At 75.1% G+C, this 26,422-nt stretch carries 27 protein-coding genes and 1 pseudogene; 19 read left to right on the forward strand and 9 right to left on the reverse strand.

All coding sequences use genetic code 11. The features are described from left to right. Window positions 1-25 precede the first annotated feature (25 nt). From JKP76_RS10780 to JKP76_RS10800, 5 genes are read left to right on the forward strand one after another with little or no spacing between them, the layout of a single operon-like run. Window positions 26-919, forward strand: a complete 894-nt coding sequence (locus tag JKP76_RS10780) for a hypothetical protein (protein ID WP_200490822.1) — start codon at window positions 26-28, stop codon at window positions 917-919. After that, a complete protein-coding gene (locus tag JKP76_RS10785; protein ID WP_242471263.1) occupies window positions 907-1,638 on the forward strand; it encodes a hypothetical protein in 732 nt (243 codons plus the stop codon). Before JKP76_RS10780 ends, JKP76_RS10785 begins: the two co-directional genes overlap by 13 nt. A gap of 12 nt (window positions 1,639-1,650) precedes the next feature. Beyond that, window positions 1,651-2,970: an FMN-binding glutamate synthase family protein gene (locus tag JKP76_RS23420; RefSeq protein ID WP_309232914.1), complete on the forward strand. Its 1,320-nt coding sequence runs from the start codon at window positions 1,651-1,653 to the stop codon at window positions 2,968-2,970. Further along, a complete protein-coding gene (locus tag JKP76_RS10795) occupies window positions 2,967-4,151 on the forward strand; it encodes an FAD-binding oxidoreductase (protein WP_200490823.1) in 1,185 nt (394 codons plus the stop codon). Before JKP76_RS23420 ends, JKP76_RS10795 begins: the two co-directional genes overlap by 4 nt. 41 nt (window positions 4,152-4,192) lie before the next feature. Then, entirely contained in the window at window positions 4,193-4,360 is a 168-nt protein-coding gene (locus tag JKP76_RS10800) for a hypothetical protein (RefSeq protein WP_200490824.1), read from the forward strand. A gap of 4 nt (window positions 4,361-4,364) precedes the next feature. Here JKP76_RS10800 and JKP76_RS10805 read toward each other — a convergent pair whose 3' ends face one another. Next, the gene (locus tag JKP76_RS10805) at window positions 4,365-4,535 is read right to left on the reverse strand and encodes a hypothetical protein (RefSeq protein ID WP_200490825.1); all 171 of its coding nucleotides are present in this window, start codon (window positions 4,533-4,535) and stop codon (window positions 4,365-4,367) included. 106 nt (window positions 4,536-4,641) lie between these two features. Here JKP76_RS10805 and JKP76_RS10810 point away from each other — a divergent pair, with 106 nt between their 5' ends. From JKP76_RS10810 to JKP76_RS10820, 3 genes are read left to right on the forward strand one after another with little or no spacing between them, the layout of a single operon-like run. Then, window positions 4,642-6,879: a lysophospholipid acyltransferase family protein gene (locus JKP76_RS10810; RefSeq protein ID WP_200490826.1), complete on the forward strand. Its 2,238-nt coding sequence runs from the start codon at window positions 4,642-4,644 to the stop codon at window positions 6,877-6,879. A 58-nt stretch (window positions 6,880-6,937) separates the two neighbouring features. After that, window positions 6,938-7,147, forward strand: a complete 210-nt coding sequence (locus JKP76_RS10815) for a DUF4177 domain-containing protein (RefSeq protein WP_200490827.1) — start codon at window positions 6,938-6,940, stop codon at window positions 7,145-7,147. A gap of 35 nt (window positions 7,148-7,182) precedes the next feature. Beyond that, entirely contained in the window at window positions 7,183-7,701 is a 519-nt protein-coding gene (locus JKP76_RS10820) for a DUF4334 domain-containing protein (RefSeq protein ID WP_304504670.1), read from the forward strand. Here JKP76_RS10820 and JKP76_RS10825 read toward each other — a convergent pair. From JKP76_RS10825 to JKP76_RS10835, 3 genes are read right to left on the reverse strand one after another with little or no spacing between them, the layout of a single operon-like run. Further along, the gene (locus JKP76_RS10825; protein WP_200490829.1) at window positions 7,685-8,092 is read right to left on the reverse strand and encodes an arsenate reductase ArsC; all 408 of its coding nucleotides are present in this window, start codon (window positions 8,090-8,092) and stop codon (window positions 7,685-7,687) included. The two genes, JKP76_RS10820 and JKP76_RS10825, sit on opposite strands and share 17 nt — an antisense overlap. Continuing rightward, window positions 8,089-9,213, reverse strand: coding sequence for an ACR3 family arsenite efflux transporter (arsB, locus tag JKP76_RS10830; protein ID WP_242471264.1), 1,125 nt, complete (start codon window positions 9,211-9,213; stop codon window positions 8,089-8,091). Before arsB ends, JKP76_RS10825 begins: the two co-directional genes overlap by 4 nt. Next, entirely contained in the window at window positions 9,210-9,578 is a 369-nt protein-coding gene (locus tag JKP76_RS10835; protein ID WP_200490830.1) for a metalloregulator ArsR/SmtB family transcription factor, read from the reverse strand. The genes arsB and JKP76_RS10835 overlap by 4 nt, the downstream gene beginning before the upstream one ends. A gap of 103 nt (window positions 9,579-9,681) precedes the next feature. Between JKP76_RS10835 and JKP76_RS22375 the strand changes: the two genes are divergently transcribed. Together JKP76_RS22375 and JKP76_RS10845 are read left to right on the forward strand one after the other, a co-directional pair. Beyond that, a complete protein-coding gene (locus tag JKP76_RS22375; protein ID WP_200490831.1) occupies window positions 9,682-10,101 on the forward strand; it encodes an ArsI/CadI family heavy metal resistance metalloenzyme in 420 nt (139 codons plus the stop codon). A gap of 25 nt (window positions 10,102-10,126) precedes the next feature. After that, window positions 10,127-11,119: a hypothetical protein gene (locus JKP76_RS10845; protein ID WP_200490832.1), complete on the forward strand. Its 993-nt coding sequence runs from the start codon at window positions 10,127-10,129 to the stop codon at window positions 11,117-11,119. Here JKP76_RS10845 and JKP76_RS10850 read toward each other — a convergent pair. Together JKP76_RS10850 and JKP76_RS10855 are read right to left on the reverse strand one after the other, a co-directional pair. Next, window positions 11,109-12,062: a S1C family serine protease gene (locus JKP76_RS10850; protein WP_200490833.1), complete on the reverse strand. Its 954-nt coding sequence runs from the start codon at window positions 12,060-12,062 to the stop codon at window positions 11,109-11,111. The genes JKP76_RS10845 and JKP76_RS10850 overlap by 11 nt on opposite strands. Before the next feature lie 85 nt (window positions 12,063-12,147). Further along, window positions 12,148-12,663, reverse strand: a complete 516-nt coding sequence (locus tag JKP76_RS10855) for a DinB family protein (protein ID WP_200490834.1) — start codon at window positions 12,661-12,663, stop codon at window positions 12,148-12,150. A 91-nt stretch (window positions 12,664-12,754) separates the two neighbouring features. Here JKP76_RS10855 and JKP76_RS10860 point away from each other — a divergent pair, with 91 nt between their 5' ends. Then, window positions 12,755-13,714: a YafY family protein gene (locus tag JKP76_RS10860; RefSeq protein ID WP_200490835.1), complete on the forward strand. Its 960-nt coding sequence runs from the start codon at window positions 12,755-12,757 to the stop codon at window positions 13,712-13,714. On the opposite strand, the gene JKP76_RS10865 is transcribed toward JKP76_RS10860, so the two are convergent. Further along, a complete protein-coding gene (locus JKP76_RS10865) occupies window positions 13,711-14,643 on the reverse strand; it encodes a GGDEF domain-containing protein (RefSeq protein WP_200490836.1) in 933 nt (310 codons plus the stop codon). The two genes, JKP76_RS10860 and JKP76_RS10865, sit on opposite strands and share 4 nt — an antisense overlap. 213 nt (window positions 14,644-14,856) lie before the next feature. On the opposite strand from JKP76_RS10865, the gene JKP76_RS10870 reads away from it, so the two are divergent. Continuing rightward, complete coding sequence (locus JKP76_RS10870; RefSeq protein WP_207168216.1) at window positions 14,857-16,149, forward strand: acyltransferase; 1,293 nt, start codon at window positions 14,857-14,859, stop codon at window positions 16,147-16,149. Here the strand turns inward: JKP76_RS10870 and JKP76_RS10875 are convergent. Beyond that, entirely contained in the window at window positions 16,038-17,465 is a 1,428-nt protein-coding gene (locus JKP76_RS10875) for an NAD(P)/FAD-dependent oxidoreductase (RefSeq protein WP_200490838.1), read from the reverse strand. The genes JKP76_RS10870 and JKP76_RS10875 overlap by 112 nt on opposite strands. 114 nt (window positions 17,466-17,579) lie before the next feature. On the opposite strand from JKP76_RS10875, the gene JKP76_RS10880 reads away from it, so the two are divergent. After that, window positions 17,580-18,233 (forward strand): alpha/beta fold hydrolase, encoded by a 654-nt coding sequence (locus JKP76_RS10880; RefSeq protein ID WP_200490839.1) that lies wholly within the window; start codon window positions 17,580-17,582, stop codon window positions 18,231-18,233. A 4-nt stretch (window positions 18,234-18,237) separates the two neighbouring features. Here the strand turns inward: JKP76_RS10880 and JKP76_RS10885 are convergent, their stop codons facing one another. Further along, window positions 18,238-19,668, reverse strand: coding sequence for a xylulokinase (locus JKP76_RS10885; RefSeq protein ID WP_200490840.1), 1,431 nt, complete (start codon window positions 19,666-19,668; stop codon window positions 18,238-18,240). Window positions 19,669-19,770: 102 nt separating this feature from the next. On the opposite strand from JKP76_RS10885, the gene JKP76_RS10890 reads away from it, so the two are divergent. The 6 genes and pseudogenes from JKP76_RS10890 to JKP76_RS10910 all read left to right on the forward strand — a co-directional run bounded on the left by JKP76_RS10890 (window position 19,771) and on the right by JKP76_RS10910 (window position 26,420). Next, complete coding sequence (locus tag JKP76_RS10890; RefSeq protein WP_200490841.1) at window positions 19,771-21,060, forward strand: ROK family transcriptional regulator; 1,290 nt, start codon at window positions 19,771-19,773, stop codon at window positions 21,058-21,060. Beyond that, window positions 21,057-22,217: a xylose isomerase gene (gene xylA / locus JKP76_RS10895; RefSeq protein ID WP_200490842.1), complete on the forward strand. Its 1,161-nt coding sequence runs from the start codon at window positions 21,057-21,059 to the stop codon at window positions 22,215-22,217. Before JKP76_RS10890 ends, xylA begins: the two co-directional genes overlap by 4 nt. A 478-nt stretch (window positions 22,218-22,695) precedes the next feature. Continuing rightward, a pseudogene (locus JKP76_RS22380) lies at window positions 22,696-23,088 on the forward strand (ROK family protein); the annotation flags it as partial. A gap of 85 nt (window positions 23,089-23,173) precedes the next feature. Continuing rightward, a complete protein-coding gene (locus JKP76_RS22385) occupies window positions 23,174-23,422 on the forward strand; it encodes an ROK family protein (RefSeq protein ID WP_309232915.1) in 249 nt (82 codons plus the stop codon). 248 nt (window positions 23,423-23,670) lie between these two features. Next, complete coding sequence (locus JKP76_RS10905; RefSeq protein ID WP_309229809.1) at window positions 23,671-25,251, forward strand: sugar ABC transporter ATP-binding protein; 1,581 nt, start codon at window positions 23,671-23,673, stop codon at window positions 25,249-25,251. After that, complete coding sequence (locus tag JKP76_RS10910) at window positions 25,248-26,420, forward strand: ABC transporter permease (protein WP_200490843.1); 1,173 nt, start codon at window positions 25,248-25,250, stop codon at window positions 26,418-26,420. The genes JKP76_RS10905 and JKP76_RS10910 overlap by 4 nt, the downstream gene beginning before the upstream one ends. Window positions 26,421-26,422: the final 2 nt, after the last annotated feature.

Below are 26,422 nucleotides of genomic sequence, written 5' to 3' on the forward strand. Positions count from 1 at the left end.
TACCGAGAACCAGAAAGGAACACTCATGTGCGGGATCGTCGGGCTCCACCTGCGGGAGCCCTCCCTCCACCCCCGGCTCGGCGAGCTGCTGACCGGGATGCTCTGCCAGGTCACCGAGCGCGGCCCGGACTCCGCCGGCGTCGCCGTCTACGGCGACCCCCGGTGGTCACCGCCCGGGCACGCCTCGGTCTCCCTCCTCCCCGGGACGACGGCCCCCGACCAGGTGGCGACGGCGCTGCGCGGAGCAGTCCCCGACGTCACGGTGGTCGACGCCGGCCAGACGCTGGTCGTGCACGCGCCGGTCGACGTCGACACCCTCGTCACCGCCGTCCGCGCCGCGCTGCCCGACGTGCTGGTCATCGGCTCGGGCGAGGACGTCGCCGTCCTCAAGGGCGTCGGCCACCCGCAGCTGCTCGCCGCCGAGTTCGGGCTGGCCCAGGCCCAGGGCTTTCAGGGCGTGGCGCACACCCGCATGGCCACCGAGTCCGCCGTCACCCCGGCGCACTGCCACCCGTTCTCCGTCGGCGCCGACCAGTGCCTCGTGCACAACGGCTCGTTCGCCAACCACGCCACCATCCGCCGCGAGCTCGTCGCCGGCGGCGCGGTCTTCGACTCCGACAACGACTCCGAGGTCGGTGCGCGGTTCGTCGCCGCCCAGCTCGCCGCGGGCTACGACCTGGAGAAGTCGCTGAAGCTCCTGTGCGAGCGGTTCGACGGCTTCTACACGCTGCTGGTCTCCACCAGGGACAGCTTCGCGATCGTCCGCGACGCCATCGCCTGCAAGCCCGCCGTCGTCGCCGAGACCCCCGAGTGGGTCGCGATGGCGTCGGAGTACCGCGCCCTCGCCGGACTCCCCGGCATCGAGAACGCCCGCATCTTCGAACCCGAGCCGGAAGAGGTCTACGCATGGCAGCGCTGAGCGACGTCCTGATGGCGGCCCCGGTCCGCCCGGAACCCACCGTCGTCGACCTGTCGGTGACCGACGTCCGGCAGCTGAACGCGGCGCTGCACGCTCCCGACGTCGCCGAGACGACGCCGTCCTGGCGGGTCACCCACCCCGACGGGCGGCACAGCATCGCCGTCGGCCTGGACGCCGAGGTGACCGTGGAGATCGACGGGCACGTCGGCTACTACTGCGCCGGCATGAACAAGACCGCCTCGGTGACCGTGCACGGCAACGCCGGCGTCGGCGTCGCCGAGAACATGATGAGCGGCACCGTGCGGGTGCGCGGCAACGCCAGCCAGTCCGCCGGCGCCACCGCCCACGGCGGGCTGCTCGTCGTCGAGGGCTCCGCGGCCGCCCGGTGCGGCATCTCCATGAAGGGCGTGGACATCGTCGTCGGCGGCGACGTCGGGCACATGAGCGCGTTCATGGGCCAGGCCGGCCGGCTCGTCGTCTGCGGCGACGCCGGCGACGCGCTCGGCGACTCGCTCTACGAGGCCCGCATCTACGTGGCCGGTTCGGTGAAGTCCCTGGGTGCGGACTGCGTCGAGAAGGAGATGCGGCCCGAGCACCGCGCCGAGCTCGCCGACCTGCTCGCCGCCGCCGGCATGGCAGCCGACCCCGCCGACTTCCGGCGCTACGGCTCGGCCCGCCGGCTCTACAACTTCTCCGTCGACCACGCCTCGGCGTACTGAGGGGACGACCCCGTGACCAGCCCGAACCCCGCCCTGCGCGAGTCCGCCACCTTCGACCGCGCCACCATCGCCGGCATCCAGCGCGCCGCCGAGACCGGCATCTACGACATCCGCGGCGGCGGCGCCAAGCGCCGCGTCCCGCACTTCGACGACCTGCTCTTCCTCGGCGCGAGCATGTCCCGCTACCCGCTCGAGGGGTACCGGGAGCGGTGCGACACCGACGTCGTCCTGGGCGACCGCAACGCCGCCTACCCGCTGCACCTGTCCACCCCGGTGACCATCGCCGGGATGAGCTTCGGCGCGCTCTCCGGCCGGGCGAAGGAGGCGCTGGGCCGCGGCGCCAGCGAGGTCGGCACGTCGACCACCACCGGGGACGGCGGCATGACACCGGAGGAGCGCGGGCAGTCCAAGCACCTCGTCTACCAGTACCTGCCGTCGCGCTACGGGATGAACCCCGACCACCTGCGCATCGCCGACGCGATCGAGGTCGTGCTGGGGCAGGGCGCGAAGCCCGGCGGCGGCGGCATGCTGCTCGGCCAGAAGATCACCGAGCGGGTCGCCGGCATGCGCACCCTGCCGATGGGGGTCGACCAGCGGAGCGCCTGCCGGCACCCGGACTGGACCGGCCCGGACGACCTGGAGATCAAGATCCGCGAGCTGCGGGAGATCACCGACTGGGAGAAGCCGGTCTACGTCAAGATCGGTGCCAGCCGCACCTACTACGACGTCAAGCTCGCGGCCAAGGCCGGCGCCGACGTCATCGTGCTCGACGGCATGCAGGGCGGCACCGCGGCGACCCAGGACGTGTTCATCGAGCACGTCGGCATCCCGACGCTGGCCGCGCTGCCGCAGGCGGTGCAGGCGCTGCAGGAGGAGGGGCTGCACCGGAAGGTGCAGCTGATCGTCTCCGGCGGCATCCGCAACGGCGCCGACCTCGCCAAGTGCATGGCGCTCGGTGCCGACGCCGTGGCCATCGGCACCGCCGCGCTGATCGCGCTCGGCGACAACTCGCCGCACCTGGACGAGGAGTACCGCGCGCTCGGCTCCGCGGCCGGGTTCTACGACGAGTGGCAGGCCGGCCGCGACCCGGCGGGCATCACCACGCAGGACGAGGAGCTGGCCGCCCGGCTCGACCCGGTCCTCGCCGGCCGGCGGCTGGCCAACTTCATCCGCGTCATGACGATGGAGGCCCAGGTCATCGCCCGCGCCTGCGGCAAGGCGCACCTGCACTCGCTGGAGCCGGAGGACCTCGTCGCGCTCACCATCGAGGCCGCCGCCATGGCACGGGTGCCGCTGGCCGGGACCTCGTGGATCCCGGGGCGGGGGCTGTGACCAGCGCGGACGTCGTGATCGTCGGTGGCGGCCTCGAGGGCGTCGCCACCGCCTGGGCGCTGGCGCACAGGGGCGTGACCGACGTCGTCGTCTGCGAGCGGGACACCGTCGGCTCCGGCGGCACCGGCAAGTCCAGCGGCGTGGTGCGCTGCCACTACGGGGTCTCGTCGCTGGCCGCGATGGCCCACGCCGGGCTGGACCTCTTCGAGCACGCCGAGGACGTGCTGGGGGAGGACGTCGGCTTCACGCAGACCGGCTACGTCGTCGGCGTCGGCCCGGAGAACGTGGGCTCCCTGCGCGCCAGCCTGGCCAACCAGCGCGCACTGGGCGTGGACACGCAGGAGATCGACCGCGACGAGGTCGCCCGGCTCTGGCCCGCGGCCGACCTCGACGACTTCGCCGCCTTCGGCTGGGAGCCGCGCGGCGGGTACGGCGACGCCCACCGCACCGCGCAGGCGTTCGCCGCGGCCGCCCGCCGGGCCGGCGTCCGCATCCGGCAGGGGACGGCGGTGACCGAGGTGCTGGTCGAGCAGGGGCGGGCCACCGGCGTCCGGCTCGCCGACGGCTCGACCGTCACCGCGGGCACCGTCGTCGTCGCGGCCGGCCCGTGGTCGGTCGCCCTGCTCGCGCCGCTGGGCATCGACCTGCCCGTCCGCGTGCACCGCGAGGCGATCGTGCTGCTCGACCCCGGTGCCGACCTGGGCCCGGTGCCGGTGTTCTCCGACCTGGTGTCGCTGCAGTACATCCGCGCCGAGAGCGGCGGGCAGCTGCTGTTCGGCAACAGCGACCTGTCGGTGCCCGAACCGGCCGACCCCGACGCCTACCTCAACCGGGCCACCGACGACTTCCTGGAGATGGCCGTCGGCAAGGTCGCGCACCGCTTCCCCGGGCTGGAGGACGCCTCGGTCAGCGGCACCTACGCCGGCTGCTACGACGTGACGCCGGACTTCAACCCGGTCATCTCGGAGACCCCCGTCGAGGGCCTCGTGGTCGCGGCCGGCTTCAGCGGCCACGGCTTCAAGATCTCGCCGTCGGTCGGCCGGCTGGTGGCCGACCTCGTCGTCGACGGGAAGAGCTCGCACCCCGACGTCCCGGAGTCGGACTTCCGGCTCTCCCGCTTCGCCGAAGGGCACCTGCTCACCAGCCCGTTCCCGTACGTCGGGGCGGGGGAGATGCGCTGAGGGGCTGGACCGTCGCCCCGTGGAGCGGGAGGCTGCCGGGCATGGTCGATCCCCGGTACGCCATCCCGCTCGAGGAGTTCGTCGCCGGCGCCGAGGTGGCCCGCGCGGAGCAGGTGGAGATGCAGGCGGTGCCCGTCGTCCCGGCGCCGGTCGCCGGGGAGCCGCTGCCCTACGGCGACGGGATGTCCGGCGACGTCGACGGCGACTGACCGGTCACCAGCGGCGGGGGAGCTCCTTGCGGCCGCGCTTGGTCCAGCCCAGGGCGACGGTGGCGCCGGCGAGCAGCAGACCGAGGACGGTCAGCCAGAACAGCCCCTTGATGACCGCGCCGAGGATGCTGAGCGCCAGCCAGATCACGACCAGCCAGCCGAGCAGACGCAGCACGGGGAACTCCTGAGGTCGTCGGGCGGGTGCGCGATCCACCCTAGGCCCGGTGGCGCACGGCACGGGAGAAGCCGGGGCCGCGCGGGTAGGGGGCCGGGCATGCGGAGTGGACGAGGTCCAGGGCATCTCCGAGCTGTCGCGGCTCGCGGTACGGGGGACCACCCACCGCGTCCGGGAGGTGCACTCGGGCATCGCCGGCCGGGTGTTCGACGTGGTCGGCCCGGTCGGGCGGCCGGTCCGGCTCTGGCACGACGCCGTCGCGGGGCTGGGCTACGCCGGCGTGGGGGTCGCGCTCGGGCTGGGCGCGCGGGCCGTCGGGCGGGTGGCCGCCGGGCGGGCCAGCGGCCGGGGCCTGGACGAGGAGCGCCGCGGCCGGGTGGCCCTCGGAGTGCTCAACGGGGCGCACGGCGACCTGGTGCACGCGGCCGCACCCGGGCTGGACGTCGGCATGACGGTCCGGGTCGGCGGCCGGGTGGTGCCGCCGGAGGCCGAGGCGCTGCGGACGGCGTTCCCGGAGGCCACCGGCCGCATCGCGGTGTTCCTGCACGGGCTCACCGAGACCGAGGACTCCTGGGCCTACGGCGCCGAGAAGCACTTCGGCCGCGCCGGCGTCACCTACGGATCGCTGCTGCAGGCCGACCTCGGGCTCACCCCCGTGTACGTCCGCTACAACACCGGCCGGCACATCTCCGACAACGGCCGCGCGCTCGCCGCCCTGCTGGCCGCGCTGGTCGAGGCCTGGCCGCAGCAGGTGCAGGACCTCGTCGTCCTCGGCCACTCGCTGGGTGGGCTCGTCGCGCGCAGCGCCCTGCACCAGGCCCGCGACGGGGACGCGGGGGCGCAGCCCTGGACCGCCCTGGTGCGCGACACCGTCACCCTGGGCTCGCCGCACCTGGGCGCACCGCTGGAGCGCGGGGTGCACCGGCTGGCCGCGCAGCTGGCCCGGCTGCCCGAGACCCGCCCGCTGGCCCGGGTGCTGGCGCTCCGCAGCGCGGGCATCAAGGACCTCGGCCGGGGAACCGTTGTCGAGGACGACTGGACCGGTACCGATCCCGACGCCCCGGCCCCGAGCAGCCGCACGCTCGTCCCGCTGCAGGACGGCGCCCGGCCACTTCGTCGTCCTCGCGACCCTCAGCCCGAACACGTCGGGCCGGCTGGCCGACCTGTTCGGCGACCTGATGGTGTCCCCCCGCAGCGCCCTGGGCGACACCGGGGACGACGAGCGGCTGGCCTTCCCCGCCGACCACGTCCAGCGGCTCGGTGGGCTGCACCACGTCGACCTCCTGGACCACCCGCGGGTGTACGCGGCGATCCGGCGCTGGCTCACCGACCGGCCGGAGGGGCCGCGTCCCCCGGCGCCCGGGACGCCGGCGGAGGGCTGACCGGGGAGCCCGTGCCCGCGGCGTCACCTTCCGGGTCCGCCGCCGTTGTCCTGCACAGCACAGCCGTCGTCCTCCACGACCGAGGGAGCAGCGTGGCCGGGAAGCAGCAGAACCTCCTCCAGCGCCTCATCGCCTGGCGGGTGAGCGCCGCCATGGAACCGCAGCCGCCGAACGAGACGCTGCTCAAGCTGCAGCAGCCGCTGTGGGACCTGCTGGACAGGTGGTACTTCCGGCTGGAGATCGACGGCTGGGAGAACGTGCCCGACCGGACCAGCCTCGTGGTCGGTGTCCACTCCGGCGGCGCCCTGACGATGGACGCCTGGACGCTGGTCAACGCCTGGCACACCCACTTCGAGGGCCGCCGCACCCTGCACGGCACCGCGCACGACGTGCTCATGGCCGCGCCGGGCCTGGGCGACTACTTCCGCGCCGTCGGCGTCATCGCCGCGAACCGGCGGAGCGTCGGCGCCGCGCTGGAGCAGGGCGACGACGTCGTCGTCTGGCCCGGCGGCGAGGTCGACGCCATGCGCAGCTGGCGCAAGCGCGACGTCGCCACGCTGGGCGGGCGGACCGGCTTCGTGAAGCAGGCGATCCGCTCCGGCGTCCCGATCGTCCCGGTGGCGACCGTGGGCGGCCACGACACGGTCTTCGTCCTCTCCGAGGGCACGTGGCTGGCCGACGCGCTCGACCGGTTCACCGGCCTGAAGACGACGTTGCGCGGGGCCAACCTGCCGATCATCGCGGGCTTCCCGTTCCCGCTGGCCGTGGAGATCCTGCCGGCGCACGTGCCGCTGCCGGCCAAGATCCGCACCGCGCTGCTGGAGCCGATCGAGGTGGACGACGACCCGGAGCGGGCCGACGACCTGGCCTACGTGCAGAAGATCTACGACCAGGTGGAGGCGGCGATCCAGGCAGGCATGGACCGGCTCGCCGCCAAGCGGTCGCTGCCGGTGCTGGGTTGACGCCTCTCGACGGGCGGGCCGCGGCCGGGCAGGCTGGCGACGACCCGAGGAGGACAGCATGGCGGCACGGTTCGAGTACAAGGTCGAGGAGATCCGCGAGGGGATGATCGGCGGCAAGATGTCCGGCGGGAAGCTGGAGAAGGTGCTCAACGAGCACGCCCGCCAGGGGTGGCAGCTCAAGGCCATCACCTCGGTCGAGGTCAAGGGCCGGATCGGCCCGGGCGGCGTCGAGGGCGTGCTGGTCACCTTCGAGCGGCCGGTCGCCTGAGCGCGGCACCGCGGGCCGGGAGCCCGGAGGCGCGGCTGGCCGGGCTCGCGGCCGGCGCCGCTCCCGAGGAGGCGCTGGCGCTGTTCGACGCCCTCGGCCCGGTCGAGCCGGCCGCGATGATCGGCCGGTGGCGGGGGAGCGGGCTGCCGACCGGGTCACCGCTGGACGGCCTGCTCGAGGCCTACGGCTGGTACGGCAAGGAGTTCCTCGACGCCGAGACCGTCCACCCGCTGCTGTTCACCACCCGCTCCGGCCCGCGGCCGGTCGACCCGGCGTTCGTGCCGATGGCGGTGCTGCGCGACCGGCCCGCGCTGGCGCACTCCCGGGCGGCCCGCGCGGCGTTCCGGCTGGCCCGCCCCCTGGTGACGACGACGCGGCCGCGGGCCCGGCTGCGCACCGTCGAGCACCGCGGCGTGCACACCGCGGCGATGGTCTACGACGCGCTGCCGATCATCGACGTCTTCCGCCGGGTGTCCGACGACGTCCGCCTCGGCGTCATGGACCTGCGCGGCCTGGACGGCCCGTTCTTCTTCGTGCTCACCCGCGAGGGCTGACCCCGAGCTCGGCGAGCAGCCCGCGGATGCGCTGCTCGATCTCGTCGCGGATCGGGCGCACCGCCGCGACGCCCTGCCCGGCCGGGTCGTCGAGCGGCCAGTCGAGGTAGCGCTTCCCGGGGAAGACCGGGCACGCGTCGCCGCAGCCCATCGTGATGACGACGTCGGAGGCCTCGACCGCGTCGGTCGTGAGGACCTTCGGCTGCTGGTCGGCGATGTCGATGCCCACCTCGGCCATGGCCTCGACCGCCGCCGGGTTGATCCGGTCGCCGGGCAGCGAGCCGGCCGACCGGACCTCGACGGCGTCGCCGGCGAGGTGCCGCAGCCAGCCGGCGGCCATCTGCGAGCGGCCGGCGTTGTGCACGCAGACGAACAGGACGGACGCGGTCACCGGGTGCTCCTGACGAGGTCGGGGACGGTCGGGTCGCCGGGGAACCAGCGGCGCGCGGCCCAGAGGGAGACGTAGACGAGGCCGACCAGCACCGGTACCTCGATCAGCGGGCCGACGACGCCGGCGAGCGCCTGGCCGCTGGTCACGCCGAACGTGCCGATGGCGACGGCGATGGCCAGCTCGAAGTTGTTGCCGGCGGCGGTGAAGGCGAGCGTCGCGGTCTTCGCGTACCCGAGCCCCAGCCGCATGCCGAGGAGGAACGAGCTGCCGAACATCAGCGCGAAGTAGGCCAGCAGCGGCAGCGCGATGCGGGCGACGTCCCAGGGGTTCGAGGTGATCGCGTCGCCCTGCAGCGCGAAGAGCATGACGATGGTGAACAGCAGGCCGTACAGGGCGACCGGGCCGATCCGCGGCAGGAAGCGCTCCTCGTACCAGGAGCGGCCGCGGCGGCGTTCGCCGATGGTGCGGGTCAGGAAGCCGGCGAGCAACGGGATGCCGAGGAAGACCAGCACGCTGAGCACGATGGCCCAGACGCTGAACTCCGCCGACGTCGTCGACAGGCCGAGCCAGCCCGGCAGCACCTGCAGGTAGAACCAGCCGAGCGCGGCGAAGGCGGCGATCTGGAAGACCGAGTTGATCGCCACCAGCACCGCGGCGGCCTCGCGGTCGCCGCAGGAGAGGTCGTTCCAGATCAGCACCATGGCGATGCAGCGGGCCAGGCCCACGATCACCAGGCCGGTGCGGTACTCGGGCAGGTCGGGCAGCAGCAGCCAGGCCAGGGCGAACATCAGCGCGGGCCCGACCAGCCAGTTGAGCACCAGGCTGGCGACGAGCAGCCGCCGGTCGCCGGTCACCCGGTCCAGCTCGGAGTACCGGACCTTGGCCAGCACCGGGTACATCATCAGCAGCAGCCCGGCCGCGATCGGCAGGCTGACGCCCCCGACCTCGACGGCGGAGAGGGCGTCGTCCAGCCCCGGGACCCAGCGGCCCAGCGCGAGGCCCAGCGCCATCGCGGCGACGATCCAGACCGGCAGGAACCGGTCGAGCGTCGAGAGCCTCCGCAGGACCGGGGCGTCGGCGGGGACGTCGGGTCGGGCGCTCTCGCGGACGGCGTCGCTCATGCCGGCGCGAGCGCGGGGGTCGAGAACAGGCCGGCCACCGCGGACAGCGCCTCGGGGCGGACCGCGTAGTAGACCCACACGCCCCGCTTCTCGCGGACCAGCAGGCCCGCCGAGTGCAGCACCTTGAGGTGGTGGCTGATCGTCGCCTGGGTGAGGTCGAAGGCCTCGTTGAGGTCGCAGACGCAGGCCTCCCCGGTCGTGCTGGAGGCGATCAGGCTGACCAGCCGCAGCCGCACCGGATCGGCCAGCGCCTTGAGCAGCGGCGCGACCTGCTCCGCCTGCTCGGCGGACATCGCTGTGCTGGAGAGCGGCGTGCAGCACGCCAGGCCGGGGTCGCTCATCGTCGTCTCCTGCGTCGTCGACATCGGTAGCCATCGTAACGACGCGCATCGTATTGACAAGCATCTATGTCAGGTGTTCATTCGTCGCATCGACGCCCGTCGATGTCCCGATCTCAGGAGGTCCCCCGTGTCCCGGATCCAGCTCGCCCTCCGCGTCGCCGACCTGGAGGCCGCCGTCGGCTTCTACTCGCGGCTGTTCGACACCCGGCCGGCCAAGCGCCGGCCCGGCTACGCCAACTTCGCCATCGCCGAGCCGCCGCTGAAGCTGGTGCTGCTCGAGGGGACCGCCGGCGAGCCCACCCGCATGGACCACCTCGGCGTCGAGGTCGCCTCGACCGGCGAGGTCACCGCGGCGACCACCCGGCTGGCCGACGCCGGCCTGGCCACGCGGCCGGAGGAGGGCACCACCTGCTGCTACGCCGTGCAGGACAAGGTGTGGGTGACCGGCCCGGGCGGGGAGCCGTGGGAGGTCTACACCGTCACCGGCGACGACCGCCCCGACCTCGAGGGGAAGACCGCCGCGGAGCCGGCTCCCGCCTGCTGCTGAGGTCCCTCTCTGGCAGGGTCGCCGCGTGGACTTCGACGAGGTGGCCGACGAGCTGTACGAGGTGCCGCCGGAGGAGTTCGTCGCGCTCCGGAAGGAGCGGCAGGACGCCGCGAAGGCCGACGGCGACAAGGCGCTGGCCAAGGAGATCGGTGCGCTGCCCAAGCCCTCGGCCGGCGCGTGGGTCTGCAACCTGCTGGTCCGGGAGCAGCGCGCCGAGCTGGAGGACCTCGTCGAGCTCGGCGACCTGCTCCGCGAGGCGCAGGAGAACCTGGCCGGTGACCAGTTGCGCGCCCTCGACGTCCAGCGGCGGCAGCTGGTCACCGCGCTGACCCGGCAGGCGCGCGCGCTCGCCTCCGGCCGAGGGCACCCGGTGAGCACGACGGTCGCCACCCAGGTCGAGGAGACGCTGCGCGCCGCGATGGCCGACCCCGACGCCGGGCGGGCGCTGCTCACCGGCCGGCTCACCTCGCCGATGTCCTACAGCGGCCTGGGGACGACGGTCGCGAAGCCCGACCTGCGCCTGGTCCACCCCGCACCCAGGGCGGGAGCGCCCCGCCGCACCCGCGGGGAAGGCCGCGACCACGGCGACCAAGGGTGCGGAGAAGGAGAAGCCGGCGGGGGAGTCCGCCGCCGACCGCCGGGCCCGCGAGCAGGAGGAGCGCCGGCGGGCCGCGGAGGAGAAGCGGCAGCGCGAGCTCGCCGCCGCGCGGGCGGCCGCCGAGGAGGCCACCGCGGCCGCCGACGACGCCGCGGCAGCACTGGACGAGCACCGCCGGCAGACCGACGAGCTCGCCGCCCGGCAGACCGAGCTGCAGGAACGGGTCGAGGAGCTCGCCGACCAGCTGGCCGAGGCCGAGCGGGCGGCGGCCGACGCGGCCGCCGCGCTCAAGCGGGAGGAGCGCCGCCGGGCCGCCGCGCAGCGGGCCGCCGACGACGCCGCCGAGACCCGCGACCGCGCCGTCGCGCACGTGGAGTCCCTCAACGGCGGCTGAGCACGCCGGAGTGGGTCAGCCGGTGAGCTCGCCGGGCACCGCGATCACGTCGACCATCGCGCCGCTGCGGAACACGGTCAACGGCAGCGGCTCGCCGATCGCCTCGGTGAACAGCAGCCGCTGCAGGCTCTGCGCGTCGGCGACCGGCCGGCGGCCGGCCTCCAGCACCAGGTCGCCGCGCCGGAGCCCGGACCGGTCGGCCGGCGCCCCGGGGACGACGTCGACGATCCGCAGCCCGCGCCGCCGGCCGGTCCGCAGGGCCAGCTCGGCGGGCAGCGGCGCGGGGGTGCTGACCAGGCCCAGGTAGGCCCGGCGCACCCGCCCGTCGGCGACGAGGGCGGCGAGGATCCGGCGGCTGGTGGCGTTGATCGGCACCGCCAGGCCCAGGCCCCACCCCGCGACGGCGGTGTTGATGCCGACCACCCGCGAGGCGGCGTCGGCCAGGGCGCCGCCGGAGTTGCCCGGGTTCAGGGCGGCGTCGGTCTGGATGACGTCCTCCACGACCCGGGCGGTGCGCCCGTCGCGGGTGGGCAGCGACCGGCCGAGCCCGCTGACCACCCCGGCGGTGACCGAACCGGCCAGCCCGAGCGGGTTGCCGACCGCCACGACCAGCTGCCCGACCCGCAGCGTGCCGGCGTCCCCGAGCTCGGCCGGTGGCGGCGTGCCGCCCCGCGCCCGCACGACCGCCAGGTCGGACAGCGGGTCGGCGCCGACGACGTCCACGTCGACCTCCGAGCCGTCGGCGAAGACGGCGCGGCCGGCCCGCGCGCCCGCCACGACGTGGGCGTTGGTGAGCAGCAGCCCGGCGTCGTCGACGACGACGGCCGATCCAGCACCCCCGCGCCCGTCCGCGCCGCGCACCTCCAGCGCGGCGACGTGCGGCGTGAGGTCGGCGGCCACCGACGTGACGATGCGGGAGTAGGCGTCCAGCGCCGTCTCCGGCGCGCGGGCGGCGGGTTCCGGTGTCATGGCGACCTCCCGATCACGCGCGTGCGCGCACCAGTGAACGCCGCATCGGGCGGCCGGGGCGGCGATCACGCCCAGGGCGAACGGCTCACCCCATCGTCTTCTGGCCGTCGAGGGCCTCGCGCAGGATGTCGGCGTGCCCGGAGTGCTGGGCGGTCTCGGTGGCGATGTGCAGGAACGCGCGTCGCACCGACCGGCGCGCTCCCGGCGGGAACCACGGCGCCTCCGGCAGCGGGAACGACGCGTCGAGGTCGAGGGTGCGGACCAGCTCGTCGGTCCGCGCGGCGACCCGCTCGTACTCCGCGAGCACGCCCGCCAGCGTCTCGCCGGGCAGCAGCCGGTGCCCGTCGGCCCAGTCGGCGTAGCCGGCCTCGTCCTGCGGGGCCGCCATGGCGGCCGGCCCCTCGGTGGTGAACCGGGCCCAGGCCTCCTCCGTGCGGCTGACGTGCTTGATCAGCCCGCCGAGCGTCAGCTCGCTCACGGTCGTGCGCTGCCGGGCCTGCTCGTCGGTGAGGCCCTGCACGGTGAAGCGGAGGAAGTGCCGGTGGGCCTGCAGCAGCTCCAGCAGGTCCGCGCGCTCGGGGGACAGGGTGGGGGTGGTCATGACCGGTGCCTCTCGTCGGGGGTGCTGTCCTCTCCGACGCTAGGGGCGATCGGTGTCAGATCCTGGCCGCAATGGGGCAGACTCTCGGATCGTGACCGGCCCGGGGAACCGCACCCTGCGCCTGCTGTCGATCCTCCAGCAGCGCCGGCACTGGGTGGGTGCCGAGCTCGCGCACCGGCTGGGCGTCTCGCTGCGCACCCTGCGCCGGGACGTCGAGCGGCTCCGCGAGCTCGGCTACCCGGTCGAGGCCCAGCCGGGGGTCGACGGCGGGTACCGGCTCGCGCCGGGGGCGGCGCTGCCGCCGCTCGTCCTGGACGACGACGAGGCGGTGGCGCTGACCGTCGGGTTGCAGGCGGCCGCGCAGAGCGCGGTGGCCGGCATGGCGGAGGCGTCGGTCCGGGCGCTGACCACCGTCGTCCAGGTGCTGCCCGCCCGGCTCCGCCGCCGCGCCGACGCGCTCAGCGCCATGACCGTGCCCGCTCCGGGCAGCGCGTCCGGCGCCGTCGTCGACCCGCAGGTGCTCGTCGCCGTCGCCGGCGCCTGCCGGGACACCGAGCGGCTGGAGTTCTCCTACACCGCGGCCGACGGCGCCCGGAGCGAGCGGCTGACCGAGCCCTTCCGGCTCGTCGCGATGGGCCGCCGCTGGTACCTGGTCGCCTACGACCTGGGCCGGGGCGACTGGCGCAGCTTCCGCCTCGACCGGCTGAGCGCGCCGCGCGGCACGGGACAGCGCTTCGCGCCGCGGGTGCTGCCCGCCGAGGACGCGGCCGCGTTCGTCCGGCGCGGCACCGACGCCCGGTCGGCCGGGTACGTGGTCGAGGCGCTCGTCGCCGCACCCGCCGACGACGTCCGCCGCCGGGTCGGGCAGTGGACTACGATCACCGAGGAGCCCGGCGGGGGGTGCCGGCTGCGGATGGAGACCTACGACCTCAGCTGGGCGGCGCTGGCGCTCGGCGGCACCGGCGCGGAGTTCACGGTGCTCGCACCGGCCGAGCTGCGCGACCTGCTGGCCGACTGGGCCGGCCGGTTCGAGCGCGGCGTGCGCGACTAGCAGGCGCGGCCGGCCCGCTTGCGCTCGTAGAGGTCCTCGTCGGCGCGGCGCAGCACCGCGTCGAGGGTGTCGCCCGCGCGCACGGTCGACAGGCCCGCCGACCAGCCGAAGCCGTGGGCCTCCCGCAGGCGGTCGACGAGGTCCCGTGCGCCGGCCTCGTCGGTCGCGGGCAGGCAGAGCACGAACTCGTCCCCGCCGTAGCGGCCGAGCAGGTCGGCGTGCCGCAGCCGCCCGGTCCAGCCGGCGGTCAGCTCGCGCAGCAGCGCGTCGCCGGCGCTGTGCCCGTCGCGGTCGTTGACCAGCTTGAAGTGGTCGAGGTCGAGGATGGCCACGGTGAGCGGCTCGCCGGTGCGCAGCGCGTGGGCCAGGTGCCGCGAGGTCGCGGCCTGCCACGCGCGCCGGTTCGCGACGCCGGTGAGCGGATCGGTGTCGGCGGCGTCGCGCAGCTGCCGGGCCAGGCGGCCCTGCACCTCGGTGAGCGCGAGCACGGCGACCACCAGCGCGACCCAGGCCGGGAGGAACCCCGACGGCGCGGCCGCGGCGGCGCCGGCGCTGGTCGCCGTGACCAGGACGACGGCGTGCACCCGCGCAGCGGGGAGCGGCAGCACGTGCGCGGCGTAGAGCGCCACGGCGATCATCACCGGGCCGAGCCCGACGACGCCGGCCTGCGTCACCGACCGCCAGGCCAGGACGCCGATCAGCAGGGACATCAGGAACAGCCCCGCGTCGACGGCCCACGCCGGCAGCTCGTCGCGCAGCAGCGCGAGCACCCCGCCGACGCCCACGCCGGTGCAGCCCAGGACCCAGAGCAGCTGCACCGGGGCGTCCGGGTTCACCGGCCAGGCGGCACCGGCGAGGCACAGGGCTCCGCTGACGAGGTAGAGCGCCGCCAGCAGCGGAACCGCCGGCGCCCCGTGGGGGCGATCCATGTCCCCATCCTCGTCGTTCCCGCTCCCCACCTGTAGGGCCCCGGCGCCGACGCTGCCCCGCCCGGGGGAGAGGCGTCCCCAGCGCTCCCTGAGGCGGATGTGACGGAGGGTTCCCGTCGCGCTCCCGCGTCCCCGGGTCCGGGCCCGACCATGGCTAGCGTCCGCGCCGTGACCTCGGGAGCGCCTGCCAGCACGCCGGACCGCCGTCTCGGCATGCTCGACGTCCTGCGGCTGCTGGCGGCGCTGAGCGTCGTCGCCTTCCACTTCACCGCGCGGAACAGCCCGGCGTGGGACGGCCCGGTCCCCGACGCGCTCGCGCCGGTGGGCCAGTGGGCGGCCTACGGCCGGATGGGCGTGCCGCTGTTCTTCGTCATCAGCGGCTTCGTGCTGCTCATGAGTTCCTGGGGGAGAGACGTCCCGGGCTTCGTCGCCTCCCGCGTCGCCCGGCTCTACCCGGCCTACTGGGTGGCGGCGGCGGCCAGCATCGTGCTGGTCCTCTACGTGTGGCCGGCGAACCCGGCGTTCTTCGACCACGAGATCAGCACCTCGCAGGCGCTGCTCAACCTGACCATGCTGCAGGGCGCCTTCGGCGTGCACGACGTCGACGGCCCGTACTGGACGCTCTGGTACGAGGCGCGCTTCTACCTGCTGATCGTGCTGCTCATGCTGGTGGGCATCACCCGCCGGCGGATCCTGGCGTTCTGCGCCCTCTGGCCGGTCGCCGGTGCGCTGGCCGCCGGGTCGGAGTCCCGCCTGCTGACGGCGTTCCTCATGCCGGACTACGCGCCGTTCTTCGCCGGCGGCATGCTGCTCTACCTGATCCACCGGGACGGCTCCGACACCGGAACCTGGCTGCTGGTCGGGCTCCAGGGCCTGTTCGCGCTGAACTTCGCGATGGGCTACTACCCGGTCGTGCTCGGCCTGGAGACGCCGTGGGCGCCCTCGACCGCGCTCATCGCGCTGGGCACGCTGGCCTGCTTCGGTCTGGTCGCGCTCGTGACGCTGACGCCGCTGGCCGCGCGCAGCGCCCGCTGGATGACCCTGGCGGGGGCGCTCACCTACCCGCTCTACCTGGTGCACGAGAACCTCGGCTGGTTCGTCATCCACCTGCTGCGCGGCTCGGTCGGGCCGTGGGTGGCGGTGCTGGCCGCGACGGTGGTGGCGCTGGTCGCGGCCGCCGCCCTCCACCACCTGGTCGAGCGGCCGTTCAGCGGGCGGCTGCGCGCGGCCACGCTGACCATGCTGCGGACGACGGGGCGCGCCGGTGCTGCCGACGACGCCCGCCGTCGCCCGGCCGTCCCGGTCCCGGCCCCCGCCGCGGAGCCCGCAACGGTGTCCTTCCCGGCTCTCGCGACCGGCGCGCTGCCGCGCCACCGCGGCTACGGCCGGTCGGTTCAGGCGGACTCGCGCCCGGTCATGTCCTCGTCGGCCGGGGCCTCCTTGGGGCCGCCGGTCTTCGACGCCTCCCAGCCGGGGCCGAGCTGCTCGAGCGCCAGCCGGCCGTAGACCTGCTGCTGGGTGGCCACCCGCTGCGACCGGCCGCGGCCGAGGAAGCTCACCGTCCAGTGCAGCGCGGCGGTGAGCCGGCTGCGGAAGCCGACGATGTAGAGCAGGTGCAGGGCCAGCCACATCACCCAGGCGATGAAGCCCTCGAACTTCAGCCGCCCGCCGAGGTCGACGACGGCGTGGAAGCGGGAGATCGTCGCCATCGAGCCCTTGTCCCGGTAGCGGAACGGGGCCTTGGGCTCCTTGCCGGCGATCCGGCGCTTGATCGCGTCGGCGGCGTAGCGGCCGCCCTGGATCGCGACCTGCGCGACGCCGGGCAGCTTGTCCAGCGCCATCATGTCGCCGACGACGTGCACCTCGGGGTGGCCGGGCAGCGTGAGGTCTGGCTGCACCGCGATCCGGCCGGCCCGGTCGACCTCGGCGCCGGACTGCTCGCCGAGGAGCCGGCCCAGCCCGCTGGCCTGCACGCCGGCCGCCCAGATCTTGGTGGCGGCCTCGATGCGGCGGGCCTGGCCGTCGCCGTCCTTCACGTCGATGCCGTTGGCGTCGACCGAGGTGACCATGGCGCCCAGCTGGACCTCCACGCCACCCTCGGCGAGCTGCCGTCGGGCCCGCTCGCCCAGCTTCTCGCCGAAGGAGGGGAGGACCGCGGGAGCGGCGTCGAGCAGGATCACCCGCGCGCTGGTCGGGTCGATGCGGCGGAAGTCGCGGCGCAGCGTGCGGCGCGCGAGCTCGGCGATCTGCCCGGCCATCTCCACCCCGGTGGGGCCGGCGCCGACGACGACGAAGGTGAGCAGCCGGTCGATCTCGGCCGGGTCGGTGGCGAGCTCGGCGAGCTCGAAGGCGCCGAAGATGCGGCCGCGCAGCTCGAGGGCGTCGTCGATGCTCTTCATGCCGGGTGCGAACTCGGCGAAGTGGTCGTTGCCGAAGTAGGACTGCCCGGCGCCGGCCGCGACGATCAGCTCGTCGTAGGGGTGCACGGTGCGGCGGCCCAGCACGACCGAGGTGACGGTGCGGGCGGCCAGGTCGATGTCGACGACCTCGCCGAGCACCGTCGTCGCGTTCTTCTGGTGCCGGAGCACCTCGCGGGTCGCGGGGGCGATCTCGCCCTCGGAGAGGATGCCGGTCGCCACCTGGTAGAGCAGCGGCTGGAACAGGTGGTGGGCGGTCTTCCCGATCAGCGTGACGTCGACCGGGGCCTTCGCCAGGGCCCGGGCGGCGAACAGGCCGCCGAAGCCGGAGCCGATGATGACGACCCGCGGCCGCCCGCTGTCGGTCTCGCGTCCGGCGGGGACACGCGTCGCTGCTGTCGTCATGCTCACGATTCTCCCACTCCGACGGGCTCCGCCCCCGGGCGACCCCGGGCGATCCGAACCACATCTCGACCTGCCCGGCTGGCCGTCCACGGGCCCGGGGGGTAGACCGCCGGGGTGACCTCTGCGCCGACCCGGATCGTCGTCGTCCCCGGTCTGGGGCTCGACGAGCGCTCGTGGGCGGGCGTGCGGAGCCGGTTGCCGGCCTCGCTGCCGGCGGACGTCGTCCCCCTGCCCGGGATGGGCCGCCGGAAACCCGTGCCGGGGCTCGAACTGCTCGCCGCCGGGCTGCGGGAACGGCTGGGGCCGGGGCCGGTGGTGCTCGCCGGCCACTCGCAGGGCTGCCAGGTCGTGGCCGCCGTCGCCGAGCGCGATCCCCGGGTCGCCGCCGTCGTCCTGCTGGGGCCGACGACCGACCCGCGGCTGCGCAGGCTGCGCGGGCTCGTGCCGGCCTGGCTGCGGACGGCGGTGCGCGAGCCCCTGCCGGAGGTGCCGCGGATCCTCGCCCAGTGGTCGCGCACCGGACCCAGGGCGATGCGCGCGCTGTGGCGGCGGGCCTCGCCGGACCGGATCGAGGCGCGGCTGGCCCGCATCGCCGTGCCCGTCGTCGTGGTGCGCGGCAGCCGCGACGCGCTCTGCCCGGGGGACTGGGCTGCGCGGCTGGCGGCCACCGCAACGCACGGCCGGCTGGTCGAGCTGCCCGGCGCCGCGCACATGACGCCGCAGTCCCACCCCGCCGAGGTGGCCGCCGTCCTGGCCGGCCTCGGCTGACCGCCTACTGGCCGTCGGTCCGGCCGCGCACCTCCGCGTACCGCTCCCGCACGGCCGGGGCCGGCGGCGCCTCGAACGCCTGCAGGCCCGGCTGCGCCCACTCCGGCGGCCCGGCCGCGCCGGACAGCACCCACGCCGCCTGGCGGGCCGCGCCGTCGGCGACGTACTCGCCCGGCGGCGGCACCAGCACCGGCCGGCCGAGGATGCCCGGCGCCAGCTGCTGGACGGCGGGGGAGCGGGCCGCCCCTCCCACGAGCAGCACCCGCTCGACGGCCACGCCCTGCGCGACGACCGCCTCGATGCCGTCGGCCAGCCCGCACAGCAGGCCCTCGACGGCCGCCCGCGCGAAGTGGGCCGGCGTCGAGCTGCGCAGGGTGAGGCCGTGCACCGAGCCGGTGGCGTGCGGCAGGTTCGGCGTCCGCTCGCCCTCCAGGTAGGGGACGAGGACCAGCCCGTCGGCGCCGGAGGGCGCGGCCAGGGCGAGGTCGGAGAGTGTGGCGTGGTCGACGCCGAGCAGGGTCGCGGCGGCATCGAGCACCCGCGCGGCGTTGAGGGTGGCGACCAGCGGCAGGTGGTTGCCGGTCGCGTCGGCGAACCCGGCGACGGTGCCGGTCACGTCGGCGACCGCCGTAGGGGTGACGGCGGAGACCACGCCCGAGGTGCCGATGGAGACGACGACGTCGCCGGGCCGCGCGGCCAGCCCGAGCGCGGCGGCCGCGTTGTCGCCGGTGCCCGGACCCAGCAGCGCGCCGGAGCCGGCGACCGTGCCGACCTGCTCGGCGGGCCCGGCGACCCGGGGCACGGCCGGGCGGCGCCCGCGCATCGCCCGCTCCAGCAGGTCCAGGCGGTACCCGCCGGTGCGCGCCGACCAGTAGCCGGTGCCGCTGGCGTCGCCCCGGTCGGTGGTGAGCGTGCCGAGCGCCCGGTCCGCGGAGAGCCGCCAGGTCAGCCAGTCGTGCGGCAGGCAGACCGCGGCGGTGCGGTCGGCGTGCGCCGGCTCGGCGTCAGCCAGCCAGCGCAGCTTGGTCGCGGTGAAGGAGGCGACCGGCACCGAGCCGACGGCGTCGGCCCACGCCCGCCGCCCGGCCGCCTCGTCGCCGTCGCCGAGCTCGAGCACCAGGTCGTGCGCGGCCCCGGCCGAGCGGACGTCGTTCCACAGCAGCGCGTCGCGGACCACCTCGCCGTCGTCGTCCAGGCAGACCATGCCGTGCTGCTGGCCGCCGACCGCCACCGCGGCGACGTCGTCGAGCCCGCCGGCGGCAGCGGCCGCCGCGGTGAACGCCTCCTCCCAGGCGCGCGGGGCGACCTCGGTGCCGGGCGGGTGCGGCGCGCGGCCGGACCGGACCAGCTCGCCGGTCGCGGCGTCGCGGACGACGACCTTGCAGGCCTGCGTCGAGGTGTCGACGCCGGCGACGAGGACCCGCGTCGCCGTCATCGACCGAACCGCGCGCGCTGTGAACTTGACCGCTCCATGCCGTCAGCCTAATTTGTTGACCGGCCCGACGAATAGAGCGCGGGGCGTGGTGGAGGGAGATCCGTGTCCGACCTCCCCGGGCGCCCGCGCAGCGCCGTCCGGACCACGCCCAGCGACCAGGCCGCCGTCCGCCGGGGGAACCTCGGCCGGGTGCTGCGCCTGCTGCGCGACGCCGGCCCCCGCTCCCGGGCCCGGATCGCCGCGGACACCGGCCTGAACAAGGCCACCGTCTCCAGCCTGGTCGCCGAGCTGGCCGACCGCGGGCTGGTCGCCCCGGGCGACGTCGACCGCGGCGGCGCCGTGGGCCGGCCCGGGCAGACCGTGCACCTCGACGGCACCGGCGTCTGCGGCATCGGCGTCGAGCTCAACGTCGACTACCTGGCCGTGCTCGTGCTGGACCTGCGCGGCGAGGTCCGGTTCGAGCACCGGGTGCCGCTCGACGTCCCCGCGCTCGGGGCCGAGCGCACCCTCGACGAGGTCGCGCGGCTGGTGCGGGTGGCCGTCGAGGGGACCAGCGACGCCACCCCGGTCGGGATCACCGTCGCCGTCCCGGGACTGGTGCGCAGCGCCGACGGCGTCGTCACCGACGCGCCCAACCTCGGCTGGCGCGGCGTCCCGGTGCTCGCCGGGCTCAACGCCCGCCTGCGCCCGGAGTGCCCCGTCCGCGTGGAGAACGACGCCAACCTCGCGGCCATCGCCGAGTGGGCCACCGGTCCCGAGGCGGGCACCCCCGACCTCGTCTACCTGACCGGCGAGGTGGGTGTCGGGGGCGGGCTGGTCGTCGACGGGCGGCTGCTCCGCGGAACCTCCGGGTTCTCCGGCGAGGTCGGCCACACCCCGCTCGGCGACCCCGCGCTCGCCTGCGGCTGCGGCCGGCGCGGGTGCTGGGAGACCGTCGTCGGGCTGGGCGCCCTGCTGCGCGCCGCCGCCGACCCGGACGACCCGGTGCGTGACACCGGCCGCGACCTCGAGGCCCGGCTGGCCGAGCTCGCCGCCCGCGCCGACGCCGGCGACCGGCGCACGCTCGACGCCCTCGCCGCCGTCGGCACCGGCCTGGGCACCGGCGCCGCCGTGCTCATCAACCTGGTCAACCCGCGGGTCGTGCTGCTCGGCGGCTACTTCGCCGTCCTGGGCCGGTTCCTGCTGCCGACGATGACCGCCGAGCTGCGCGCGCGGGTGTTCGCCGCCGACCTCGCCGGTGCCCGCGTCGTCCTCTCCACCCTCGGCTTCACCGCCGCCGCGCGCGGCGGCGCGCACGTGGCGCTCGAGCCGGTCCTCGACGACCCGACCCTCGTCGCCACCCCCGACCTCCCGCAGCACCCCACCCCCATCCGGACGGAGACCCCGGCATGACGACCTACACCCCGACGAAGGACGACAGGTTCAGCTTCGGTCTCTGGACCGTGGGCTGGCAGGGCGTCGACGTCTTCGGCGGCGCGGTGCGCCCGCCGCTGGACCCCGTCGAGGCGGTGCACCGGCTCGCCGAGCTCGGCGCCGCGGCGGTCACCTTCCACGACGACGACCTGGTGCCGGACGACGCCACCCGCGAGGTCACCCTGCAGCGCTTCAAGGGCGCGCTGGAGGAGACCGGCCTCGGCGTCGAGATGGCCACGACCAACCTGTTCGGCGCGCCGGTGTTCAAGGACGGCGGTTTCACCGCCAACGACCGCGCCGTCCGCCGGTACGCCGTGGCCAAGGTGCTGCGCAACATCGACCTCGCCGCCGAGCTGGGCGCGAAGACCTACGTGCTGTGGGGCGGCCGTGAAGGGGCGGAGTCCGGCGGCAGCAAGGACGTCGCCGCCGCGCTGGACCGGTACAAGGAGGGGCTGGACCTGCTCTGCGCCTACGTGCGCGACAAGGGCTACGACATCCGGTTCGCCCTCGAGCCCAAGCCGAACGAGCCGCGCGGCGACATCCTGCTGCCCACGATCGGCCACGCCCTGGCCTTCATCGACGAGCTCGACGAGCCGTCCCGCGTGGGGCTGAACCCCGAGGTCGGGCACGAGGAGATGGCCGGGCTGAACTTCGCCCAGGGCATCGCGCAGGCGCTGTGGCACGGCAAGCTCTTCCACATCGACCTCAACGGCCAGCACGGTCCGCGCTTCGACCAGGACCTGCGCTTCGGTGCGGGCAACCTGCGCGGCGCCTTCTGGACCGTGGACACCATGCTCGGCTCCGGCACGGGCAAGGCCTACGACGGCTACGTGCACTTCGACTACAAGCCGCCGCGGACCGAGGACATCGAGGGCGTCTGGGAGACCGCGCGGGCCTGCATGCGCAACTTCCTGATCCTGCGGGAGAAGGCGCGCGCCTTCCGGGCCGACCCCGAGGTCGCCGAGGCGCTGGCCGCGGCGAAGGTGGCGGAGCTCGCCGTCCCCACCCTCGCGGACGGCGAATCGCTGGACGCGCTTCGGGACGAGGCGCACGACCCGGTGGCCCTGGGGGAGCGCGGTCTGGAGTTCGAGCGGCTCGACCAGCTGGCGATGGAGCACCTGCTCGGCGTCCGGTGACCGGACCGGGAGGCCTCCGGGGCGTGCCACTATGACGGCGTGGCGTCCACCTCCGCGTCGGCCGGCGCACTGCTGCGGCACGTGCGCACCGGTCGCGCGCGGAGCCGCGCCGACCTCGTGGCGCTCACCGGGGCCTCCCGGAACACGGTGAGCGCGCGGGTGGACCAGCTCATCGCGGCCCGGCTGCTCGAGGAGGGCGGTCGCGGCTGGAGCACCGGCGGGCGGCCCCCGACGCTGCTGCAGTTCAACAGCCGCGCCGGGTGCGTGCTCGCCGTCGACCTCGGCGCGAGCAGCGTCGACGTCGCCGTCACCGACCTCTCGGCGCAGATCCTGGCCACGGTCGGCCACCCCATCGACATCGCCGACGGCCCCGAGGTCGTGCTGGCCGAGGTCGACCGGCTGGCGCAGGCGGTGCTGGCCGAAGCCGCGGCTCACGCCGGCCGACGTCTGCGCCGTCGGCGTCGGCGTGCCGGGCCCGGTGGAGTTCTCCACCGGCCGGCCCTCGTACCCGCCGATCATGCCGGGCTGGCACGACTACCCGATCCCCAGCGCGTTCGGCCGCTTCGACTGCCCGGTGTTCGTCGACAACGACGTGAACGTGATGGCCCTGGGGGAGCTCGGCGCCGCCGGGTCCACGCAGAACCTGCTCGTGGTCAAGGTGGGCACCGGTATCGGCTGCGGGGTCATCGTCGACGGGCGGGTGTACCGCGGGGCGCAGGGCAGCGCGGGCGACATCGGGCACATCCACGTCGCCCGGCCCGACGGCCGCACCGTGACCTGCCGCTGCGGCCAGGAGAACTGCCTGGAGGCGATCGCCGGCGGCCAGGCGCTGGTCCGCGACGCCCGCGCCGCCGGGCTGCCGGTCGAGAGCGTGCGCGACCTCGTCGCGCTGGCCACGCACGGCGACGGGGCGGCGCTGCAGCTGGTCACGCGACGCGGGCCGCACCATCGGCACCGTGCTGGCGGCGCTGGTCAACTTCTTCAACCCGCACTGCATCGTGATGACCGGGGGCGTGGCCAGCGCCGGCGTGCCGCTGCTGGCCGGCATCCGCGAGGCGGTCTACCGGCGGTCCATGCCGCTGGCCGCCCGGGCGCTGGAGATCACCGTCAGCGAGGCGCCCGACCTCTCCGGCCGCGTCGGTGCGGCCCGCATGGCGATCGAGGAGTTCCTCGACGAGGAGTCCGTGGAGACGCTCGCCAGGTAGTCCCTGCCCGGTCGTGGCGCGTGGGGCCCGAAGGGGCCCGCCCAGGCGCGACGGACGCGCTCAGCCCAGGTGGGGCGGCTCGTTCCCGCGCTGCGATCCGGGGATCGCACTCGACGGGATCGCGATCAGCGGAGTCTCGATCGGGTAACCGTGCCCGTCCTCCTTGACCCCGTGTGACTCGCCTCATAGGTTGCTGCCTCAGCAGACTATTGATCAGCGCTGAGCAAAAGTCCCGAGGAGCTGCACGCGTGAGCGGACCGGATCGCACGACGGCGGGGGGTGCCCCCCTGCTGGAGATGCACGGCATCGTCAAGACGTTCCCCGGGGTGCGGGCGCTCGACGGCGTCGACCTCGACGTGCGCGCCGGCGAGGTGCACTGCCTGCTCGGCCAGAACGGCGCCGGCAAGTCGACCCTGATCAAGGTGCTCGCCGGAGCCCACCAGCCCGACGCCGGCCGGATCACCTGGCGCGGCGAGGAGGTCCGGCTGGCCAGCCCCCAGGCGGCCATGGGCCTGGGCATCGCGACGATCTACCAGGAGCTCGACCTCGTCTCCGGCCTCACCGTGGCCGACAACATCTTCCTCGGACGCGAGCAGTCGCGCTTCGGCATCACCCGCCCGGCCGTGGCGAACCGGGCCGCCGCCGAGCTGCTCGCCCGGCTCGGCCACCCCGAGATCCGGCCCACCGCCGAGGTGGGCTCCCTTCCGGCCGCCTCGCAGCAGATGGTGAGCATCGCCCGCGCGTTGTCGCAGGACGCCAAGCTCATCGTCATGGACGAGCCGTCCGCCGTCCTGGACAACGAGGAGGTGGAGCGGCTCTTCGCCGTCGTCCGCGACCTCACCGCCCACGACGTCGCCGTCGTCTACATCTCGCACCGGCTCGAGGAGATCCGCCAGATCGGCGACCGGATCACCGTCCTGAAGGACGGCAGCACCGTCGCCACCGGGCTCCCCGCCTGCGAGACCGAGACCCGCGAGGTCATCACGCTGATGACCGGCCGCACCATCGAGTACGTCTTCCCGGAGCGCCGGTCGGAGGTCGCCCGCGACGAGGCCCCCCTGCTCGAGGTCGAGGGACTGGGCCTGCGCGGCAGCTTCGGCGACGTCTCCTTCGTCGTCCGCCCCGGCGAGATCCTCGGGCTCGCCGGGCTGGTCGGCGCCGGGCGCTCGGAGATCCTGGAGACCGTCTTCGGCGCCCGCCGCGCGACCACCGGCACCGTGCGCGTCGGCGGGAAGAAGCTGCGCAACGGTGACGTGGGCAGCACGGTCGCCGCCGGTGTCGGGCTGGCCCCGGAGGAGCGCAAGAGCCAGGCGCTGCTGCTCGGTGACTCCGTCTACCGCAACATCAGCATCTCCAGCCTGGCCCGCTTCGCCCGCGCCGGCTTCCTGGCCCGCGGCGCCGAGCGCACCGCGGCCCAGGAGCTGACCCGCTCGCTGGACGTGCGCCCGGCCGACGTCGACCGCGAGGTCCGCACCCTGTCGGGCGGCAACCAGCAGAAGGTCGTCCTCGCCCGGTGGTTGCTCCGCAACTGCCGCGTGCTGCTGCTCGACGAGCCCACCCGCGGGGTCGACGTCGGTGCGCGCTCGGAGATCTACGCGTTGGTGCGCGACCTGGCCGACCGCGGCGTCGCCGTCGTCGTGGTCTCCAGCGAGATCCCCGAGGTCCTGGGGCTGGCCGACCGCGTGCTGGTGATCGCCGACGGCGCTGTCGTCGCCGAGGAGCGGGCCGACGCGCTCGACGAGCACCGCGTGCTCGACCTGGTCATGGAGGGGACCGCCCATCGCGGCACCCCGGTCGTAACGATGCAGCACGAAGGGGACGTGGCATGAGCAGCAGCACCACGGCGACGGCCGGAGGCGCGGCCGACGTGTCCGCGGCGCCGGCCGGTACCGGCCGGGACGCCGGCAAGGGCCCGGGCTTCATGTCCGGGCCGGTCGGCCGCAACCTCGGCCTCGTCGTCGCGCTGGTCATCCTCTGCGTCGTCGGCCTGATCACCGCGGGCGACCGGTTCGCCGACGTCGACAACGTCCTGACCATCCTGCGCGGCGCCTCGATCGTCGGCGTGGTCAGCATCGGCATGACCTTCGTGATCATCGGCGGTGGCATCGATCTGTCCGTCGGCGCGATCGCGGCGCTCTCGTCGGTCTGGGCCACCACCCTGGCCACGCAGCAGCTCGCCGAGGACGTGCACTGGATCGTCATGGTGTTCACGGCCCTCGCCGTCGGCGCCGGCGCCGGTCTGGTCAACGGCGTGGTGATCGCCTACGGCAAGCTGGCCGCCTTCATCGCCACCCTGGCCATGCTCACCGCGGCCCGGGGCCTCGCCGAGATCATCGCCAACCGGCGGACCCAGATCGTCCGGGACAGCGCCTTCCTGGACTTCTTCTCCGGCGACGTGCTCGGCGTCCCGACGCTGGTCATCATCTTCGCGCTGGTGGCGATCGCCGGCTGGATCCTGCTGAACCGCACCACCTTCGGCCGGCGCACCTTCGCCGTCGGCGGCAACGCCGAGGCAGCCCGGCTCGCCGGCATCCGGGTGCAGCGGCACACCGTGAAGCTCTACGTGCTCTCCGGCCTCACCTGCGGCATCGCGGCCGTGATGATCATGGGCCGGACGACGACCGGCAGCTCGACCCACGGCACGCTCTGGGAGCTGGAGGCCATCGCGGCGGTCGTCATCGGCGGCACCCTGCTGATCGGCGGTCGCGGCACGATCGTCGGCACCGTCCTCGGCGTGATCATCTTCTTCACGCTCGGCAACGTCTTCACGCTCAACGACCTCTCCAGCTCGGCGCAGGCCGTGGCGCGCGGCGTGATCATCGTCGTCGCCGTCCTGCTGCAGCAGCGCCTGGCCACCGGCAGCTTCACCTTCCGCCGACCGGGGGAGGGCCCGGCCGGCGGCGGCCTCGTCCACGGCAGCCCGGCCGGCGCGGTCTCCGGCGGCACCAGCGACCCGGGCGGGCCCGGCGGCGCCCGTCCCGGCACCTCTCCGACCTGACC

The organism is Blastococcus sp. TML/C7B, from assembly GCF_016612845.1.
Lineage (GTDB): Bacteria > Actinomycetota > Actinomycetes > Mycobacteriales > Geodermatophilaceae > Blastococcus.